Genomic DNA, 18,445 nt, shown 5'->3' with positions numbered 1-18,445 from the left:
CGTTTTACGATTTAATGAGTCCATAAAATATTGAAAACCCAGCCTATTGGCTGGGTTTTTTATTGCCTCAATAATAGGTTGGTGCATTCCTTAGCTACTTTTATTTTAGTACTATTACCATAGTGTAATAGTGTTTTGTTATTTTTGGTCATTATTACTTAATTGATATGTAGCTATAATGTCCTCTTACCGCGGTAGGTAAAGATTTTCTCGTTTATGTATTGAGGAGGGCTTATGGCCGTAGGATGGGCTGGAGACGACAGTGTCAGCCAGCAAATACAAAACACCATCGATGATGAGATCTCTCGTGTAAGAGGGAACCTTCGAGGTGGTGAGAGTTTGCGTTATTGTGATGAGTGTGGCGACGAGATACCAGAACAAAGACGACTCGCGATAAAAGGCGTTCGTTTGTGTATCGAATGTCAGTCATTATTAGAGCATGACGCACATCGACATTCATTGTTTAACCGTCGAGCAAGTAAAGATAGTCAATTGCGTTAAACTGACGGATATCTTCAAAATAGATAAGGCCTTACTTTTATGTAAGGCCTTTTAGTTTTATTAAATGATTTATTACTGAAGATATACGGAAATAATCATCGCTCTTGTTTAGAACAATAAACGCATTATTTAATTACGATTTAAAGCAATGAGCATTTTTTAATGCAGTATCGATAGCAGCGACCAATTTCTCGATATGTTGTGGTTCGCTAATAAACGGAGGCATCATATAAATTAACCTTCCAAATGGACGAATCCAAACACCTTGCTCGACAAAGTGAGCTTGTATAGCTTCCATCTCGACAGGTGAATGGGTTTCAACTACACCAATAGCGCCCAACCAGCGAACGTCTTTAACCAGTGCATGCTCTCGCAAAGGTGGCAGCAATTCAGAGAAAAGCTGTTCAATTTGTAGGGTTTGATTTTGCCAATGGCCTTGTTCTATGAGGGATAAACTCGCTGCTCCAACGGCACAAGCTAACGGGTTACCCATAAAAGTCGGGCCGTGCATGAAGCAACCTGCCTCACCTCCACATACGGTGTCCGCGACTTCTTTGCTTGCTAGTGTTGCTGAGAGCGTCATATAACCACCAGTCAGAGCTTTGCCGACACACAAAATATCCGGTTGAATATCTGCATGCTCGCAGGCAAACAGTTTGCCTGTGCGGCCAAACCCGGTCGCAATCTCATCTAAAATCAACAGCACGTTAAACTCATCACAAAGCAAGCGAACTTGTTTCAAGAATTCAGGGTGATAAATACGCATACCGCCAGCGCCCTGAACGATTGGCTCTAAGATCACGGCGGCGACTTCTTCATGGTGTGCGGATAGCTTTTCACGAAAACTATCAATGTCACTTGGGTTCCAATCATCCCAAAAGCCAGTCTTTGGCGATTCAGCGAAAATATGCTCAGGTAAAAAGCCCTTATAGAGACTGTGCATTGAGTTATCGGGGTCTGTCACTGACATCGCAGCGAACGTGTCACCGTGATAACCATCTCTCAGCGTTAAGAATTTAGAGCGAGGTTGTCCTTTCGCATGCCAAAATTGAAGTGCCATTTTCAGGCTCACTTCTACCGCGACTGATCCTGAATCAGCCAAAAATACGTGTTCTAGATTGTCTGGTGCTAGTTTTAGAAGTTTCTTACATAAATCGATAGCCGGCTGGTGGGTGATGCCACCAAACATGACGTGTGAAACCTTATCGATTTGGCTGTGTGCGGCTTCGTTTAAGACAGGGTGATTGTATCCGTGGATCGTTGACCACCAAGAAGACATGCCATCAATAATTCGATTTCCGCCTTCTAGTTCTAGGTAAACGCCGTCTGCATTGGTAACAGGATAGCAGGTCAGAGGTGTTAACGTTGATGTGTAGGGATGCCAGATATGCTGGCGATCAAAGGCGAGATCCATAACGATTTCCGTTCTTGTTGTGATTAAAAAATAACCAGATGTAAACTTTTGTTATTATCAATGTGTTGACAGTCTAAAGCTTGTCGGTAGACTAGCCAAGCATAAATGCAATCTCTATTGATGGAGATGCGACATCAAATAATAAAAAAGGATCGACACGTGGAAGTTCGTCATGACTGGACAGTCGCTGAAGTAAAGGCACTGCTTGAAAAACCATTTATGGATTTAATGTTTGAAGCACAACTGGTTCACAGACAGTACCAAGAGCACAACCACGTGCAGGTGAGTACGCTGTTATCGATCAAAACAGGTGCCTGTCCTGAAGATTGTAAATACTGCCCTCAAAGTGCTCATTATCGAACTGATGTCGATAAAGAGCGCCTGATGGAAGTTGAACGTGTGCTGGATGCCGCACAAAAAGCGAAGAATGCGGGCTCAACACGTTTCTGTATGGGGGCAGCATGGAAGAACCCTAAAGAGCGCGATATGCCACACCTTACCGATATGATTAAAGGTGTGAAAGGTATGGGGCTAGAAACCTGTATGACACTTGGCATGCTAACGCCTGAACAAGCAGGTGAGTTAGCAGATGCAGGATTGGATTACTACAACCACAATCTTGATACCTCTCCAGAGTTTTATGGCAGCATTATCACCACTCGTACCTATCAAGATCGTCTAGACACGCTATCTCACGTTCGTGATGCAGGTATGAAGATCTGTTCGGGCGGTATTATTGGTATGGGCGAAAGCACTAATGACCGTGCGGGCTTGCTAGTTGAACTGGCTAACCTTCCGGTACACCCAGAGAGTGTACCTATCAACATGCTCGTTAAAGTGAAAGGCACACCGATGGAAAACGTCGATGATGTTGAGTCTTTCGACTTTATTAAATTGATCGCGATTGCTCGCATCATGATGCCTAAGTCTGCGGTTCGTTTATCTGCAGGTCGTGAGAACATGAACGAACAAATGCAAGCGATGTGTTTCATGGCGGGTGCAAACTCTATCTTCTATGGCTGTAAGCTACTGACTACGCCAAACCCGGATGAAGATACAGATATGCAGCTGTTCAAAAAGTTGGGTATCAACAGCCGAGAAGTGGCTCAAAAGCCAGATGAAATTCAAGAAAACGAACTGTTAGATCAAGTGGTGGAGCGCGTTGCAGCTCGCCCTACGAAAGATGACATGTTCTACGATGCCACGGTTTAAATCTCGCATTGAAGAAGCCCTTGTTCATCGCCGTGAGCAAGGGTTAACTCGTCAACTCAAGGTGCTTGAAAACAGTAATGGTCCATTGCTTAGTAGTGAAGGTTCATCCTTCATAAACTTTTCGAGTAATGACTATTTGGGACTGGCGAACGATCCTGAGTTGGTCGAAGCATGGCAAAACGGGTTGTCTCAGTATGGCGCTGGCAGTGCAGCGTCGCCATTAGTCACCGGGTTTAGCCCAGCTCATCGAAACCTAGAAGCTCAGCTGTGTGGGTGGCTTGGCTTCGAACGTGCCATTCTTTTTAGTTCTGGATTCAGCGCTAATCAAGCCCTGTTGTTTTCTTTGCTCGAGAAAGATGACGTCTTGCTACAAGACAAGCTTAATCACGCCTCTTTGATGGAAGCGGGTGTACTTTCTCCTGCCACAATGAAACGCTTTAAGCACAACGATGTGCAGCACCTTGAGTCGTTACTAAGCCGTTCTCCCCAATCGTTAGTCGTGACGGAAGGCGTTTTCAGCATGGATGGTGACCAAGCCCCTCTCGATATCATGTCTTGCTTGACCAATCGACACGACAGTTGGTTGGCGGTTGATGACGCTCATGGCATCGGTGTATTAGGCGACAGAGGGGCAGGAAGCTGCAATGCTGCGCAAATCACACCTGATATTTTGGTGGTGACCTTCGGTAAAGCATTTGGTCTCTCCGGTGCTGCGATTCTATGTTCAGCCGAGGTGGGTGATTACTTAACCCAGTTTGCACGTCATCATGTCTATTCGACGGCAATGCCGCCCTCACAGGCTGTCGCTTTGTCGCATGCTTGTCAGATGATTCAAACCCAAGAGTGGCGCAGAGAGAAACTGACAGAGTTAAGTGCTCATTATGCGGAGCAGATGAAATGCGTACCGGGCTTTGTTGATACCAAGACTCCGATTAAGCCATTGGTGATAGGCGAAGCACAGACGACATTATCGGTCGCAGATGAGTTAAAAAATAATCAGATTTGGGTGACAGCAATCAGGCCGCCAACTGTACCAGCAGGAACAGCTCGTTTGAGAATCACATTAACTGCCAATCACACTCAAAAACAGGTTAGCCAGTTAAGCAGTTTGTTACTTAAAGCTATCGAATCCAGACCTGTATTAAAGGAAGAGGCTCAGTAAATGTCACAAGAAGCAGTAGTGCATGAATACCTAGGCCAAGACAAAAGTGCAATTGCCGAAGCGTTTGGTAAGGCAGCAACTACCTATGATAAACACGCTGAGTTTCAGCGCGATGTTGGTCACCGATTGCTGGATAAGCTACCAAACGATCTTTCTGGTGTTAAGGTGCTCGATCTTGGTTGCGGGACGGGCTATTTTTCAGAGCAATTGTTGAATCGTGGTGCAGAAGTGGTTTGTGCCGATCTCTCTATTGGAATGCTAGAGAAGGCAAAGCAGCGTTGTGGTTCTGCCGTCTCTTTATATCAGCAAGCTGATGCCGAACAATTGCCGTTTGCAAATGGAAGCTTTGACATTGTTTTTTCGAGCTTAGCTTTGCAATGGTGTGACGATTTATCGTCACCGTTGAAGGAGATGAAGCGTGTGACTGTAGCGGGTGGGCGGGTTATTTTCTCAACTTTGCTCGATGGATCACTGTTTGAGTTAGAAAAGTCATGGAGCAAAATTGACGCACATCAACACGTTAACCATTTTATTACAATCAATCAGGTAAAAATTGCGTTAGCGCAATCTAGCTGTACGGTTCATCAACTAGACTTGCCCACCATCACCGTTTGGTACGACACTTCATTTGAACTGATGCGCGACCTTAAAGGTATCGGCGCTAATCACGTAAGTGGTCGCTCACAAGGTTTAACAAGTCGTCGCATGTTGCAGCTTGTTGAACGGGAATATCGAGAGTTTAAAAACCATCAAGGTTTCTTACCAGCAACATATCAAGTTTGTTTAGGGGTTATTCAATTATGATTGATGCAGTATTCATTGCAGGTACGGATACCGAAGTGGGAAAAACTGTGGTTTCAAAAGCGATTCTTCAAGCTTTGGCCGCACAAGATTTATCAACAATTGGTTATAAGCCAGTTGCTGCAGGGTGTGAAAAGTACCCTGAAGGGTTGCGTAACAGCGACGCGCTGCATCTTCAAGAAGCGGCGACGCAAGATATTGCTTACGAAGACGTTAACCCATACGCATTGTTACTACCATCATCACCTCACATCGCAGCCAAGCATGACGGTGTCGTGATTGATGAAGCGGTATTATCGGCGAAACTAGACGAGCATAAGCAAAACTCTGACATCGTTCTAGTTGAAGGTGCTGGTGGCTGGCGTGTACCGGTTTCAGATGACGAATACTTGTCTAGTTGGGTTAAAAAAGAGCAGCTTCCAGTTGTATTGACGGTTGGTATTAAGCTGGGTTGCTTGAGCCATGCGCTGCTAACTGCTGAAGCGATTCGTGCTGACGGCTTAAACCTAGTAGGTTGGGTGGCTAACCGTATTAATCCAGGCACTGAACATTACGCGGATATTATTGCGATGCTTGAAGATAAGCTAGGTGCACCAAAGTTAGGTGAAATCCCTTACGTACCAAAAGCGAAGTCTAAGAATATTGGTAAGTACATTGATGTAGCACCTCTACTGAATCTTTAACAGCTGATCTTGGTTTGTAGAGAATATTTCGATTTCTAATCGTTTCTGCGTACTGATTTCATGAAAACCGAGTGGAATCTATTCACTCGGTTTTTTTGTATGCAGGGCTAAACTTTCCTATCTTCTTTTTTATCATCTGGCTTATAGCCCATGGTGCGAATATGCTCACCGTGAATGGTGTTTTTCATTAATGCCCACAAAGCCTCAAGGAATCGTTTGTGAGCAGCATGATGCCTAATGTACTTAACATGGATAAATATATAAATGGCGATGAAAAGTAAGGTCGCGATGGTGACGCCGTAGGCTTCATACAAAGTAATTATATTCATTTTTAGTCTCTTAATTTTTGTATAGGTAAATCGTGTCTATTGAGCTAAGTAGTTAAACCAACGCTTACTTCGAAATCGATAGATACAAGCGAACCACTTAAACAGAGTTTCCAAAAAGAAAAGCGCGAAAACCCACTCCGGACTCAACCCCATCAGTAAAGCGCCTATTGCGGCTAAAGGGATACCAAAACACCATTGAGTGATTAGGTCTTGGTATAAGCAAAATTTCACATCACCTCCAGCTCGTAGCACGCCAACGACCATGGTTGTTGGGAGTGAGCGCAAAATAATTCCTAAGCACAAAATCCCATAGAATTTATTTGCTAGCTCTATAGTTGTTGCTTCCAAGGAAGTGAAGAGAGCGAGAATCGTGTCTTTTAGTGCATACAGCGATAATGACACACACAAAGTAACCATGAATGCGATCACAGTGATCATAATGGCGTGGCGGTATGCCGAATCAAAGTCTTTTGCACCGATGTGGTTACCAACAATAACTGCCGAAGCATTTGCAATTCCGATTAAAAAGCTAAGAGAGAAGGCTTCAATTGGAGTAATGATCGACAAGACTATCAGCCCTTCATCGCTAGAACGCCCCATGATGGAGGTGTAAGCGAATAAGCCCCCGGCCCATAAGGCAAAGTTGATAGTGGTAGGGAGAGCCAAACGAGTAAGCTGTTTGACATGAGAAAACAGCAGTGCTTGTCTTATATCTGACAGGTTAAACAAAACTACATTTTTATTCAGTTTCAGGTAAATGATCGTTATTGCCACTTCGAGCAAGCTACTGATTAACGTGGCAACTGCAGCCCCCTTTAATCCCATCTGAGGTGCGCCGAAGTGTCCAAATATCAATACCCAGTTGAGCAATATATTGAGAATGATACCAAGACTGCTTAGATATAAACTGATTGAAGCTTGGTGTACTGAGCGTAGGTACGCGGCGATACTGCCAGTAAATGCCACGCAAAATAAGCTAAAGCTGGTAATAAATAGATATTGAGAGCCCAGAGCTTGCACTTCGACGTTATTGGAAGATAGACCCATAACTTGTGAATTTGCCAGTGCTAGAGCACCGAAAGGCATTAGTGCAAGCAGGCTTGATAGCAACCAAGTCAATGCAGTACTTCTTTTGGTTCCTTGGTCGTCCTTTTTCCCAAAGTACTGAGCAATTAAGATAGCGCCAGCCGTTGTCACACCGGAGAGAATGATGGTAGCAACAAATAAGGCTCGGCTAGAGACACCTGCCGCTGCAATATCGTTCTCGCTCAATTGACCAATCATGATTAGGTCAATCACTCCTTTGCTAGAAAAAAAGATACTTTGTAGCGTTATAGGGAGTGCGAGAGCAAAAAGCTGCTTTAAGAGTGGGGCATTAAATTGCACCAGTGGGTTTGAAGTTATTGATCTTTTTTTGGGAGTCATAGCACTAACAAGTAAGAAATACTGCTAGCAATTATGCTAGGAATTTCACACTCTTAAAAATCACTTATGATGGGGTTAGGCGTTCAAAAGGTGTTTTATGCATACGTTGGAACAACTGCGAGCTTTTATTGCTGTTTACGAGAACCACTCCTTTAGCGGAGCCGGACGATCTTTAAATAAAGATCGTACAACGGTTAGGGAATTGGTGAAGTCTTACGAAGATGCTTTAGGTTACGCTCTTTTTAATATCGTAGGAAGAAAGGCAGTAGCAACATTTGCGGCAGAAAAACTGTATCCACATGCGATTCTGGTGATTAGACAGGAGAGCAAGTTGGCCGAAGTGAGTCAATTCTTATTCTCTGCGTCGAGAACACATTTTAATATTGGTTATGATGTCGATTTTCCATTTGGTTTTTTGAAGAGTGTCGAGTTATGGGCAACTAAATGCTTTCCATTAGTGAGTATTAACTGGTTGGCGAGAAATCGTGAGGTTGGCCTTGATGAGCTGAAATGTGGTGCACTCGATTTTGCTATTTTCCCGACTAGAGGCGCTATTTCCCTAGGATTTCCAGCTCACTTCCAACACCTTGGGTATATTGATTATGGTGTATATGTTGGGAGCGATACTTCGTTGGCGCATAAACCTACTTTTGATCTTGAAGATGCTCAGTTGGAAATCCAATATCTGAGTGAAAACGCATTGAAAGCAGAGGGCGTTATAAAAGCGTTTTCATATAGCACGCGTATTGTTAGTAGTAGCGATTTAATCATACAGCTGCTTCAAGACCAAGGATGGGCACTATTGCCTAATCGAACTGCTGAAGGGGCTGTTAAGAAGGGCGATATAGAAAAGAAAGAGACGAGTTTGCTAAGCAATGATTTGAAAGTCCCCTTTAGCTTGTTTCATACCATTGAGTTAGAAAGTGACCCATTTATTAAAGCTCTTCGAAATGAGTGTGATTTGTTGGCTAAGCGATATTTCAATTAATGTTACTATGGGTAAATAGAAAAAAGGCTGCGATTGCAGCCCTTTTGCTATTTTAAGCCTGTGTAGAGTTAAGCTTGGGATCAATGTTCTTTTGTAAGTCCCATTAGTGCTTGTTGTGTCTCTGTGATGTTTGTCTGCGCAGCCTCTGGCGTAAGAATACCGATCTGTTTTTTCGCTTCTTCTTCAGTAATCCCCAGGTGACAGCACAGTAAATCGATAGCCATTTGAGTGTTAGTACCTTCAACCATGATCCTTTCCTTTTGTTACATGAACTAGCCAATCATTAATTGATTAACACTCTAAACTGAACGATAGAGGTAGACCATACTACTTAGGTCTAATGGACGAGTGCAAATTGCGCTACTCCCGTAATCAAATGTTTCAATTTAATGCTTAACCTTGTTTTCTTAATCTAAGACTATATGTATAAGTAAGTATAAGTCGTCAAGGTTGGAATCAATTGCTGTCTGCCTTGTCTATAACAATAAGTTTGATAAAAACAGCTTTCATGCGGAGATAAGTAATGAAGCGAGTAATGTTGTTCCTTGCAACCAACCTTGCGGTTGTATTGGTACTAAGTGTTGTTCTTAATATTGTATACGCAGTCACAGGTATGCAACCAGGTAGCCTCTCAGGCTTGTTGGTGATGGCTGCGGTATTCGGTTTCGGCGGCTCATTCATCTCACTAATGATGTCAAAGAAAATGGCACTTCGTTCTGTTGGCGGTATGGTGATTGAAAGCCCACGCAACGAAACAGAACACTGGTTGATGGAGACGGTAAGCCGTCAAGCTCAACAAGTTGGTATTGGTATGCCGACAGTGGCGATCTACGATTCGCCAGACATCAACGCATTTGCAACTGGCGCTAAGCGCGACGATTCATTGGTCGCAGTATCAACAGGCCTGCTACACAACATGACGCGTGATGAAGCTGAAGCGGTATTGGCTCACGAAGTTAGCCACATCGCAAACGGCGACATGGTGACAATGACGCTAATGCAAGGTGTTGTGAACACGTTCGTTATCTTCCTTTCTCGTTTCATTGCTAACATTGTGGCGTCGAACGACAACGAAGAAGAGGGTGGTAGCAACATGATGGTCTACTTCGGTGTGTCTATGGTGTTGGAGTTGGTATTTGGTTTCTTAGCGAGCTTCATCACCATGTGGTACAGCCGTCATCGTGAATTCCATGCTGATGCAGGTGCAGCGCACTTGGTAGGTAAAGAGAAGATGATTGCTGCACTAGAGCGTCTAAAGGTGAGCCACGAGCCACAACTAGAGGGTTCTATGATGGCATTTGGTATCAACGGTAAACGTTCTCTAACAGAGCTTCTAATGAGCCACCCACCGCTTGATAAGCGTATTGCTTCTCTACGTAACATGTAATCTCTAATATATTGAGAGAGTGCTAAAGGCTTCCTACGGGGAGCCTTTTTTGATCGTGGTTTAAGTGGCGATAGGAAGGAATGTGGTTTGCCTATTCTGAGAGCTTAGGTCGATCAAAGTGAGGTGACAGGTAGGGTTTGTGTTCTTGTTTGGTAAGTCTGTGTCTGGGCATGTTATTGCACGTAATAAAAAGGCTTCCACATGGGAAGCCTTAGTCTATTCTGCAATTCGAAATTCGAAAATTACAGCTTGTCAGTTAGCTCGACAGCTTGACCGATGTAGTTCGCTGGAGTCATCTCTTTCAGACGAACTTTCTCGTCTTCAGGGATCTCTAGGCCGTCGATGAATGCGCGCATGCCTTCGCCATCTACACGCTTACCACGAGTTAGCTCTTTTAGCTTCTCGTATGGCTTCTCGATGCCGTAACGACGCATTACTGTTTGTACTGGTTCAGCAAGAACTTCCCAGTTCTTGTCTAGTTCAGCAAGTAGTGCCTCGCGGTTAACTTCTAGCTTGCTAATACCTTTCAGAGTTGAAGTGTATGCAATGATTGCGTAGCCAACACCAACACCTAGGTTACGAAGAACCGTAGAGTCAGTTAGGTCACGTTGCCAGCGAGAAACTGGTAGTTTCTGTGCTAGGTGGCCAAATACAGCGTTAGCTAGACCAAGGTTGCCTTCTGAGTTTTCGAAGTCAATTGGGTTAACTTTGTGCGGCATGGTAGATGAGCCGATTTCACCAGCAATCGTCTTCTGCTTGAAGTGACCAAGAGCAATGTAGCCCCAAACGTCACGGTCGAAGTCTAGAAGGATAGTGTTGAAACGAGCGATCGCGTCGAATAGCTCTGCGATGTAATCGTGAGGTTCGATTTGAGTTGTGTATGGGTTCCAAGTTACGCCAAGAGATTCAGTGATGAACTCTTCTGAGAACTGGTGCCAATCTACTTCTGGGTATGCAGAAAGGTGTGCGTTGTAGTTACCAACAGCGCCGTTGATTTTCGCTAGGATCTCAACGTTTTCGATTTGCTTGTATTGACGTTCCATACGGTACGCAACGTTCGCCATCTCTTTACCCATAGTAGAAGGAGAAGCAGGCTGACCGTGTGTACGAGAAAGAAGAGGAATGTCGCGGTATTCGTTCGCAAGCGCTTTGATTGCGTCGATTACGTTGCGGATCTCTGGAAGAACAACTTCGTCACGAGCTTCTTTTAGCATAAGTGCGTGAGACGTGTTGTTGATGTCTTCAGAAGTACATGCAAAGTGAATGAATTCGTTTACAGCGTGAAGCTCAGGAACGCCTGCTACTTTCTCTTTCAAGAAGTATTCTACGGCTTTCACGTCGTGGTTTGTTGTGCGCTCGATCTCTTTGATACGTTGAGCGTCTTCTTCGCTGAAGTTAGCGGCTAGTTCATCAAGAAACTGGTTAGCTTCTGCACTGAACGCTGGTACTTCTTTGATTGCATCAGTAGCTGCAAGCTTTTGTAACCAACGAATTTCAACGATAGAGCGGTACTTTAGTAGGCCAAACTCACTAAAGATGCTGCGTAATGCAATAGTCTTACTTCCGTAACGGCCGTCTACTGGTGAAACAGCAGTCAATGCTGACAGTTCCATGGTGTTCTCCTGAATTGAGTTTTCTAAATTTTGAGAGGTTTATACCAGTAACAATCTCAATTGTCACGCACATTGCGCAAACGTTTGCGTGAGAGTTGTATTGATACAAAAAACAAGCTCGCGACGAGGCGCGAGCTAATAAGTTACATTCGAGCTAATAGGATTTGAGCCTGCTCGATCATCTTCTTGCGACCGAAGATAAGGTGACGACGTTTGCCGCCAACTTGACGCCATAGAACAGCACTTCGAATCCCTGAGAGTAGTAGGGCGCGAACCTTGTGTTGGCTCGAGGTTTGTTGAAGTACCGCTGGTGTACCAGAAACCTGAATACGAGGGCCGATTGGGCTTACAACATCAAGGTAGATGCTCGCTAGGTTGCTGATCATTTGTTCATCAAACAAGTCGAAATGTTCACTCTGGCGCTCTGCTGTTTGAATGCGGTCACCAAGCTGAGACATAGAATCGTTGCGAGATGATAGCTTACGTTCAAGCGCCATTAAGCTGATGATGTAACGAGTAATATCGCTACCAGCAGGAGTACTATCGATACCTTTTACTAGGCACTCAAGCCCAAGTTTTAGGTTAGCTTCACGCCCAAAAACACCCACAGTGTTCGCTGGGTTAGTGTTCAAAATAGCACTGAGTGAAGCTTCGAAGGCATCTTTATCACAATGGCCGTCTTTCGCTACTTGTTGAACCAAAGCCACAGCTTGGCAAATTCCGGCGAAAGCAATGGTACGGTCATAAAGTGTATTAGCCACGTAGTAACTCCTAGTTGTCTTCTATCGTTTGTCGTTCGATCAGTTAGATGCGTTTTTCGATGATACCACCACCAAGACATACGTCATCTTGGTAGAATACTGCAGACTGACCAGGGGTCACTGCGATTTGTGGCTCGTCAAAAATAACCTTAATGTTCTCGTCATCAATTGGGATGATTGTACAAGGAATATCGGTTTGACGGTAACGTGTTTTTACCGTGCATGTCATAACTTCAGTAATTGGTGTGCGATTTACCCAATGAAGCTGAGAAGCGATCAAACCTTCTGATTTTAGAAGTGGGTGATCCTTACCTTGTACGGCAATCAGAACATTACGTTTAAGGTCTTTTTCGCCAACAAACCATGGGTCTTCGTTACCGCCACCGCCTTTGGTACCACCAATGTGAAGGCCTTTACGCTGACCCAATGTGTGGTACATCAGACCGTTGTGTTTACCAATCACTTTACCTTCTGGTGTTTCGATATCACCTGGTTGTGCTGGTAGGTATTTGCCAAGGAACTCTGTGAACTTACGCTCACCGATAAAACAGATACCTGTCGAATCTTTCTTCTTCGCGGTGATTAAGTCTTGCTCTTCAGCAATGCGTCGAACTTCAGGCTTCTCTAGTTCACCAACTGGGAATAGGCTGCGCGCAACTTGATCTGAGCTTAGTGTGTAAAGGAAGTAGCTTTGGTCTTTGTTGCTGTCTAGACCGCGTAGCATTTCTGGTTTAACGCCAGCCTCTAGTTCTTCTTGAGTCGGGAAAGTACGACGAACATAGTGACCCATCGCAATGTAGTCTGCGTCTAGTACTTCATCGGCAAACTCTAAGAATGCTTTGAATTTGATTTCTTTGTTACAAAGAATATCTGGGTTAGGCGTACGGCCTGCTTTGTATTCCGCAAGGAAGTATTCAAATACGTTGTCCCAGTATTCTGCAGCAAAGTTGATAGTGTGAAGGTGGATACCTAGTTTGTCACATACCGCTTGAGCATCAGCAAGATCTTCAGCTGCTGTGCAGTATTCTTCGTTATCGTCTTCTTCCCAGTTTTTCATGAAAAGGCCTTCTACCTGATAGCCTTGTTGCTGAAGAAGATACGCCGATACTGACGAATCTACACCGCCGGACATACCGACAATTACTTTCTTTTCGCTGTTTCCAGAGCTGATATCTGACATGTCTAAACACCGTTACTATTACTTGGTCGCAGATTCTAACAGAAAGAGAAACGCCGTGACAGATCCGAGACCGGAATCACAGTTTCATTTGCACAAATAGTGCGCTGAGTTTGTTAGGAATCGCATGAGAGCGAGGTGAGTCGCTAGGATGTCAGAAGTATATGTGGCATAGTCGCTCGAAATCCAAGACCTGAGATAAAAAAATGTCTGAACAAAACGAATTTATGCAAGAAGAGCAGTTGATTGAAATTATTGAAAATCAGCTAGAAGACGGCCAGCCAATTAAGGTAAAAGAGACGTTAATGCGTCTGATGATGACAGGCACACCGCGTGAAGATGCAATTGCAGCAATGGCATGTGCACTTGCCGTTGAAGTATTTGACGTAATGAAAAATGGCGCAGAGTTTAACCAAAAGCGTTATGCCGAGCATTTAGAGATGCTGCCTGATTTAAGCTTTATGGAAGGCGAATAAAAAAATAGCTCAGCAAACGTTTGCTATAGTTTGAATGATTGCCGCGTTAAATATAGCGCGGTAGAATCCGCCACCTATTTCCCCTTGACTTAGACTAGCCCTATGAAATTCCCTGGACAACGTAAATCAAAGCACTATTTTCCGGTTCACGCTCGTGATCCATTAGTGAGCCAAGCTCAAAGCAGTAAAAGAATGTCACGTACTCATATTATCGGTATTGACCAAACTTTGGTGGATATTGAAGCAAAAGTGAGTTCTGAACTTATTGAGAAGTACGGTTTAAGTAAGGGACACTCACTGGTTATCGGTGATGAAGCGGCTGAGTCTTTATATCAAGAACTCAAAGAACAGTGCTTAATTACCAATGAATATGCTGGTGGCACTATTGGTAATACATTACACAACTATTCAGTCCTGGCGGATGACCGCTCAACACTGCTGGGCGTAATGAGCCAAGATATTAAAATCGGTAGTTATGGTTACCGCTATTTATGTAATACATCAAGCAGAATGGATTTGAACCATTTACAAGGGGTAGATGGCGCAATTGGTCGCTGCTTTGCATTAATTACTGAAGACGGTGAACGTACTTTCGCAATTAGCGAAGGTCAAATGAACCAACTAAATCCAGAAAGTATTCCTGAAAAGATTTTCAAAAGTGCTTCTGCTTTAGTATTAACTGCTTATTTAGTTCGTTGTAAACCAGGTGACCCTATGCCTGAAGCAACAATGAAAGCGATCGAATACGCGAAGAAATACGATGTGCCTGTTGTTTTAACACTGGGTACGAAATTTGTTATTCAAGACGATCCTGAATTCTGGAAAGATTTCTTAGAGCAACACGTAACTGTTGTTGCAATGAATGAAGACGAAGCTGAAGCTTTAACTGGCGAAAGCGATCCACTAGCTGCCTCTGATAAAGCGCTAGACTGGGTAGACCTAGTATTATGTACAGCAGGTCCTGTTGGCTTATTTATGGCGGGTTACACAGAAGATGCAGCGAAGCGTGAAACATCACTGCCTTTGCTTCCTGGTTCAATTGCCGAATTCAACCGTTACGAATTTAGTCGTCCGGCTCATAAAGATCTATGTGAAAACCCAACGAAAGTTTATTCACATATTGCTCCTTATATGGGCGGTCCAGAAAAGATCAAAAATACTAATGGTGCTGGTGATGCTGCTTTATCGGCTTTATTGCATGATATGGCTGCGAATAAGTACCACAAAGAAAACGTGCCAAACTCAAGCAAGCACCAACATTCATTCCTGACATATTCTTCTTTCTCACAAGTTTGTAAATACTCAAACCGTGCAAGTTACGAAGTATTAGTTCAGCACTCTCCACGTTTATCTCGCGGCCTTCCTGAAAGAGAAGACAGCCTAGAAGAAGCGTACTGGGAAAGATAAGAGATTTTGTTTATCTGGTGCGCATGAGTTTATCAAATGCGCATCTATGTTTATAAAAAACATTGAAGAGTAACAAAATATAAAAAAGGCTCCGAAAGGAGCCTTTTTTGTTTCTGAATATATTGAAGCCGTAAATAATACTTTGGTCGACTTAAATATTAATTCTATTGCTTAGTAGGTAATTGGATTACTCACTCTGCAAACTAAACGCTTAGATAGCGAAATCTTCCAGAGATTTACCAGCATCTAGTTGTTCTTGGATAGCTGAAGGCGTACGACCTTGGCCTGTCCAAGTTTTCTCGTCACCGTTTGCGTCTACGTATTTGTATTTAGCTGGGCGAGGAGCGCGTTTTGCTTTTGTTGTTTTAGATTTTGCTTCACCAGAAAGTGCAGCAATAAGATCAGCAACATCAATTCCGTCTTTTGCAATTTGCTCAGCAATAGCAGAAAGTTTAGCTTCTTGTGCTGCTTTTGCTGCACGTTCTTCAGCTTCAGACTCTTGACGCTCTTGTACAACAATAGTTAGCTTGTCTAGCGCTTCTTCTAATTGCTCAAGAGTTAATTCACGTGAGAATGCGCGAAGGCTACGGATATTTAATAGAGTTTTTGTTAATTCAGACATGATATTTTCCATCAAGGTAAACTAAATAATCCACCTAATAATAAACAGAGCTTAGGAATAAAACAAATAGTATTTCTTCTATTACATATTTAAATATAAAAGTGAGATGAATAGTTGAAAATTTCCATGCACCTTTCTATTGAATTTATAATAGATATTAAGATTATCTTAAAAACTGATATGTGACTGGTGGAGTAATTACCTTATGTTGACTACTCTTAGGTTGATTAGTTCATAAATAAAAAGCTGCTTTTTCTCGGAATGATATGTTGCATTGTTGCTCTTGATGGGTACAATTGCGGCTACCTGATGCGATGCTTTGGTTAATCATTTGTTAAACTATTGTTTGATTGGTTAATAATGTTGTCGCACGTAGAGGTGCAATTATAAAAAGTAGTTTTCGTTGGGGTGATGCCAATGAACGGGAATGAAAGGTGTAATTGCCGAAGTAAATTGTATATCTAAGCAATTTGCTGGGGTTGTGCTCAATAGGTACAACACTGCCATAGTCTTAATTTTAAACTATGGAGCGCTACTGTAGGGTTGGGTGAAGTGTTCACTTCCCTTTCGCTTAGTTCAACATGAACTTGGTCAGCCGTATCAAGTTTGTCTGCAGTAGATCTCTAGCCAAATAAAAAACTGGTTTTTGAAGATCATGAATTTAATAGATTTTGCAACATCTCCTTTATCTTTGCTTCCGCCACTTGTGGCTTTAAGCCTTGCTATTGTTACCCGCCGTGTATTGGTTTCTTTGGGTGTCGGTATCGTTATGGGTGCCATCTTGCTGGCTGACTATTCAGTAGGTAATGCCGCTAGCTACGTATTTACTAAAGCATCTGGTGTTTTCATCGAAGATGGTGGTATCAATACTTGGAACATGAGCATCATTGCTTTCCTAATTATTCTTGGAATGACAACAGCGCTATTAACGCTTTCTGGTGGTACTCGTGCATTCGCTGAGTGGGCTCAATCTCGAGTTAAGAGCAAGCGTGGTTCAAAACTGCTTGCTGCATTTTTAGGTGTATTCATCTTTGTTGATGATTACTTCAACAGCTTGGCAGTGGGTGCAATCTCTCGTCCTGTTACAGACCGTTTCTACGTATCTCGCGCTAAGCTAGCTTATATTCTTGATTCTACTGCAGCTCCTATGTGTGTGATCATGCCAGCTTCTAGTTGGGGTGCTTACATCATTACTATTATTGGTGGCATCCTAGTAACACACGGTGTGACTGAGTATTCAGCTCTCGGCGCTTACGTTCGTCTAATTCCAATGAACTTTTATGCGGTATTTGCACTTCTTATGGTGTTCGCAGTGGCGTGGTTCGGTCTAGATGTTGGTAAGATGCGCGATCACGAGATCGAAGCGTCTCAAGGCCGTGGTTTTGAAGGTGACAACGATAGCCAGCAAGCTCACGATCTAAACGAAGAGCTAGATATCGAAGAGAGCGAGAACGGTTCTGTTTCTGACCTAATCATGCCGATCGTTTCATTGATCGTAGCGACTGTAGCTGCGATGCTTTACACAGGCGGTCAGGCGTTAGCTGCTGATGGTCAAGCGTTTAACCTACTTGGTGCATTCGAAAATACAGATGTTGGTAAATCTCTTGTTTACGGTGGTGTTATCGGCTTACTAGTAGCACTAGCGACAGTATTCAAGCAAAAGCTATCTATGGCCGATATCGCAAGAACAATGTGGATTGGTGCAAGCTCTATGTTTGGCGCAATCCTAATCCTTGTGTTCGCATGGACTATCGGTTCTGTAATCGGCGACATGAAAACAGGTTCGTACCTATCATCTCTAGTAACGGGCAGCATCGATTACCACTGGCTACCAGTTATCTTGTTCCTTCTAGCGGGCGTTATGGCGTTCTCAACAGGTACTTCATGGGGTACGTTCGGTATCATGCTACCTATCGCAGGTGACATGGCAGCAGCATCGGATATCGCACTGATTCTTCCTATGTTAAGTGCGGTTCTAGCGGGTGCAGTATTTGGTGACCACTGTTCTCCAATCTCTGATACGACGATTCTGTCTTCTACTGGTGCTCGTTGTAACCACATCGACCACGTATCGACACAGCTTCCGTACGCGCTTTCAGTCGCATTTGTATCGTGTATTGGCTTTATTACCTTAGGTATGACAGCTTCTATTGGTATCGCATTCAGCGCTGCAGCACTAACGTTCGTAGCTGTATGTTTCGCTCTGGCTTATTTCTCTCGTTGCAAAATGGCGACATGTAAAAGCTAAAAACGAAAGTTAATCAGTAAACTATCAGGGAGGCGTTGGCCTCCCTTTTTTATGCCTGTTAATTTAATTTTAAGTTTCGTGAAAAAAGTTCGAATAAATGGTTGAAAAAGGATCTTACCTTAGTTAGTGTGGAGACAAGACAGCAAACAACCTAAGAGCTGATAAGTATGCGTAAATTAGTAATGAACATTCATCACCATCATCACCCTATCTAGTCTTTCGGGGAGATTTACGTATAC

At 43.4% G+C, this 18,445-nt stretch carries 18 protein-coding genes, 1 riboswitch and 1 other annotated feature (1 of these 20 running past the window's edge); of the genes, 10 read left to right on the top strand and 8 right to left on the bottom strand.

Features of this window, described 5'->3' with window-relative positions:
* The first annotated feature begins 234 nt into the window (after positions 1-234).
* Positions 235-501 carry a DksA/TraR family C4-type zinc finger protein gene (locus F0228_RS13225; RefSeq protein WP_061031776.1) on the top strand — a complete coding sequence of 89 codons (267 nt, stop codon included), beginning with the start codon at positions 235-237 and terminating at the stop codon, positions 499-501.
* A gap of 133 nt (positions 502-634) precedes the next feature.
* Here the strand turns inward: F0228_RS13225 and bioA are convergent, their stop codons facing one another.
* Positions 635-1,915, bottom strand: a complete 1,281-nt coding sequence (gene bioA / locus F0228_RS13220) for an adenosylmethionine--8-amino-7-oxononanoate transaminase (RefSeq protein WP_061031775.1) — start codon at positions 1,913-1,915, stop codon at positions 635-637.
* Between the two features lie 159 nt (positions 1,916-2,074).
* Here bioA and bioB point away from each other — a divergent pair, with 159 nt between their 5' ends.
* Genes bioB through bioD form a run of 4 tightly spaced genes read left to right on the top strand, consistent with a single transcriptional unit; the run spans position 2,075 to position 5,773 of the window.
* Entirely contained in the window at positions 2,075-3,127 is a 1,053-nt protein-coding gene (gene bioB / locus F0228_RS13215) for a biotin synthase BioB (RefSeq protein ID WP_061031774.1), read from the top strand.
* Entirely contained in the window at positions 3,114-4,289 is a 1,176-nt protein-coding gene (bioF, locus tag F0228_RS13210; protein ID WP_061031773.1) for an 8-amino-7-oxononanoate synthase, read from the top strand. Before bioB ends, bioF begins: the two co-directional genes overlap by 14 nt.
* A complete protein-coding gene (gene bioC / locus F0228_RS13205; RefSeq protein ID WP_105059268.1) occupies positions 4,290-5,093 on the top strand; it encodes a malonyl-ACP O-methyltransferase BioC in 804 nt (267 codons plus the stop codon).
* Positions 5,090-5,773 carry a dethiobiotin synthase gene (bioD, locus tag F0228_RS13200; protein WP_061031771.1) on the top strand — a complete coding sequence of 228 codons (684 nt, stop codon included), beginning with the start codon at positions 5,090-5,092 and terminating at the stop codon, positions 5,771-5,773. The genes bioC and bioD overlap by 4 nt, the downstream gene beginning before the upstream one ends.
* 107 nt (positions 5,774-5,880) lie before the next feature.
* Here bioD and F0228_RS13195 read toward each other — a convergent pair whose 3' ends face one another.
* On the bottom strand, positions 5,881-6,102 hold the full coding sequence (locus F0228_RS13195) for a hypothetical protein (RefSeq protein ID WP_061031770.1): 222 nt from the start codon (positions 6,100-6,102) through the stop codon (positions 5,881-5,883).
* Between the two features lie 36 nt (positions 6,103-6,138).
* The gene (locus tag F0228_RS13190) at positions 6,139-7,527 is read right to left on the bottom strand and encodes an MATE family efflux transporter (RefSeq protein ID WP_081090308.1); all 1,389 of its coding nucleotides are present in this window, start codon (positions 7,525-7,527) and stop codon (positions 6,139-6,141) included.
* A gap of 97 nt (positions 7,528-7,624) precedes the next feature.
* Here F0228_RS13190 and F0228_RS13185 point away from each other — a divergent pair, with 97 nt between their 5' ends.
* Positions 7,625-8,515 carry a LysR family transcriptional regulator gene (locus F0228_RS13185; protein ID WP_061031769.1) on the top strand — a complete coding sequence of 297 codons (891 nt, stop codon included), beginning with the start codon at positions 7,625-7,627 and terminating at the stop codon, positions 8,513-8,515.
* A gap of 80 nt (positions 8,516-8,595) precedes the next feature.
* Here the strand turns inward: F0228_RS13185 and F0228_RS13180 are convergent, their stop codons facing one another.
* On the bottom strand, positions 8,596-8,763 hold the full coding sequence (locus F0228_RS13180; protein ID WP_162884288.1) for a hypothetical protein: 168 nt from the start codon (positions 8,761-8,763) through the stop codon (positions 8,596-8,598).
* Positions 8,764-9,038: 275 nt separating this feature from the next.
* Here F0228_RS13180 and htpX point away from each other — a divergent pair, with 275 nt between their 5' ends.
* Positions 9,039-9,902, top strand: a complete 864-nt coding sequence (htpX, locus tag F0228_RS13175; protein ID WP_061031768.1) for a protease HtpX — start codon at positions 9,039-9,041, stop codon at positions 9,900-9,902.
* Between the two features lie 242 nt (positions 9,903-10,144).
* Here htpX and purB read toward each other — a convergent pair whose 3' ends face one another.
* The 3 genes from purB to mnmA form a co-directional block, all read right to left on the bottom strand.
* Positions 10,145-11,515, bottom strand: coding sequence for an adenylosuccinate lyase (gene purB / locus F0228_RS13170; protein ID WP_171762298.1), 1,371 nt, complete (start codon positions 11,513-11,515; stop codon positions 10,145-10,147).
* A gap of 143 nt (positions 11,516-11,658) precedes the next feature.
* On the bottom strand, positions 11,659-12,276 hold the full coding sequence (gene hflD / locus F0228_RS13165; RefSeq protein ID WP_061031766.1) for a high frequency lysogenization protein HflD: 618 nt from the start codon (positions 12,274-12,276) through the stop codon (positions 11,659-11,661).
* Positions 12,277-12,319: 43 nt separating this feature from the next.
* Positions 12,320-13,456, bottom strand: coding sequence for a tRNA 2-thiouridine(34) synthase MnmA (mnmA, locus tag F0228_RS13160; protein ID WP_061031765.1), 1,137 nt, complete (start codon positions 13,454-13,456; stop codon positions 12,320-12,322).
* A 203-nt stretch (positions 13,457-13,659) separates the two neighbouring features.
* Between mnmA and F0228_RS13155 the strand changes: the two genes are divergently transcribed.
* A complete protein-coding gene (locus tag F0228_RS13155) occupies positions 13,660-13,929 on the top strand; it encodes a hypothetical protein (protein ID WP_008223525.1) in 270 nt (89 codons plus the stop codon).
* Positions 13,930-14,031: 102 nt separating this feature from the next.
* Complete coding sequence (locus tag F0228_RS13150; RefSeq protein ID WP_061031764.1) at positions 14,032-15,336, top strand: inosine/guanosine kinase; 1,305 nt, start codon at positions 14,032-14,034, stop codon at positions 15,334-15,336.
* A gap of 211 nt (positions 15,337-15,547) precedes the next feature.
* Here the strand turns inward: F0228_RS13150 and F0228_RS13145 are convergent, their stop codons facing one another.
* Positions 15,548-15,958 carry an H-NS family nucleoid-associated regulatory protein gene (locus F0228_RS13145; protein ID WP_061031763.1) on the bottom strand — a complete coding sequence of 137 codons (411 nt, stop codon included), beginning with the start codon at positions 15,956-15,958 and terminating at the stop codon, positions 15,548-15,550.
* Positions 15,959-16,323: 365 nt separating this feature from the next.
* Positions 16,324-16,501, top strand: a riboswitch (Lysine riboswitch).
* A gap of 112 nt (positions 16,502-16,613) precedes the next feature.
* On the opposite strand from F0228_RS13145, the gene F0228_RS13140 reads away from it, so the two are divergent.
* Positions 16,614-18,206: a Na+/H+ antiporter NhaC family protein gene (locus tag F0228_RS13140; protein ID WP_061031762.1), complete on the top strand. Its 1,593-nt coding sequence runs from the start codon at positions 16,614-16,616 to the stop codon at positions 18,204-18,206.
* A 190-nt stretch (positions 18,207-18,396) separates the two neighbouring features.
* Positions 18,397-18,445 (top strand) — a sequence feature (His leader region); it runs 88 nt beyond the window's last position.

Origin of the sequence: Vibrio sp. 99K-1, from assembly GCF_013114585.1 — a bacterium.
In the GTDB taxonomy this organism is placed as follows: Bacteria; Pseudomonadota; Gammaproteobacteria; order Enterobacterales; family Vibrionaceae; genus Vibrio; species Vibrio chagasii_B.
This window is presented reverse-complemented; position numbering and strand designations above follow the sequence as displayed.

What these genes read in the sequence shown, in the direction of transcription:
- bioC (WP_105059268.1), top strand. Translation starts at nt 4,290, where the DNA reads ATGTCACAAGAAGCAGTAGTGCATGAATACCTAGGCCAAGACAAAAGT.
- bioF (WP_061031773.1), top strand. Translation starts at nt 3,114, where the DNA reads ATGCCACGGTTTAAATCTCGCATTGAAGAAGCCCTTGTTCATCGCCGT.
- htpX (WP_061031768.1), top strand. Translation starts at nt 9,039, where the DNA reads ATGAAGCGAGTAATGTTGTTCCTTGCAACCAACCTTGCGGTTGTATTG.
- bioD (WP_061031771.1), top strand. Translation starts at nt 5,090, where the DNA reads ATGATTGATGCAGTATTCATTGCAGGTACGGATACCGAAGTGGGAAAA.
- F0228_RS13190 (WP_081090308.1), bottom strand. Translation starts at nt 7,527, where the DNA reads ATGACTCCCAAAAAAAGATCAATAACTTCAAACCCACTGGTGCAATTT.
- F0228_RS13180 (WP_162884288.1), bottom strand. Translation starts at nt 8,763, where the DNA reads ATGGTTGAAGGTACTAACACTCAAATGGCTATCGATTTACTGTGCTGT.
- purB (WP_171762298.1), bottom strand. Translation starts at nt 11,515, where the DNA reads ATGGAACTGTCAGCATTGACTGCTGTTTCACCAGTAGACGGCCGTTAC.
- F0228_RS13140 (WP_061031762.1), top strand. Translation starts at nt 16,614, where the DNA reads ATGAATTTAATAGATTTTGCAACATCTCCTTTATCTTTGCTTCCGCCA.
- F0228_RS13195 (WP_061031770.1), bottom strand. Translation starts at nt 6,102, where the DNA reads ATGAATATAATTACTTTGTATGAAGCCTACGGCGTCACCATCGCGACC.
- F0228_RS13145 (WP_061031763.1), bottom strand. Translation starts at nt 15,958, where the DNA reads ATGTCTGAATTAACAAAAACTCTATTAAATATCCGTAGCCTTCGCGCA.
- F0228_RS13150 (WP_061031764.1), top strand. Translation starts at nt 14,032, where the DNA reads ATGAAATTCCCTGGACAACGTAAATCAAAGCACTATTTTCCGGTTCAC.
- bioA (WP_061031775.1), bottom strand. Translation starts at nt 1,915, where the DNA reads ATGGATCTCGCCTTTGATCGCCAGCATATCTGGCATCCCTACACATCA.
- F0228_RS13225 (WP_061031776.1), top strand. Translation starts at nt 235, where the DNA reads ATGGCCGTAGGATGGGCTGGAGACGACAGTGTCAGCCAGCAAATACAA.
- mnmA (WP_061031765.1), bottom strand. Translation starts at nt 13,456, where the DNA reads ATGTCAGATATCAGCTCTGGAAACAGCGAAAAGAAAGTAATTGTCGGT.
- F0228_RS13185 (WP_061031769.1), top strand. Translation starts at nt 7,625, where the DNA reads ATGCATACGTTGGAACAACTGCGAGCTTTTATTGCTGTTTACGAGAAC.
- F0228_RS13155 (WP_008223525.1), top strand. Translation starts at nt 13,660, where the DNA reads ATGTCTGAACAAAACGAATTTATGCAAGAAGAGCAGTTGATTGAAATT.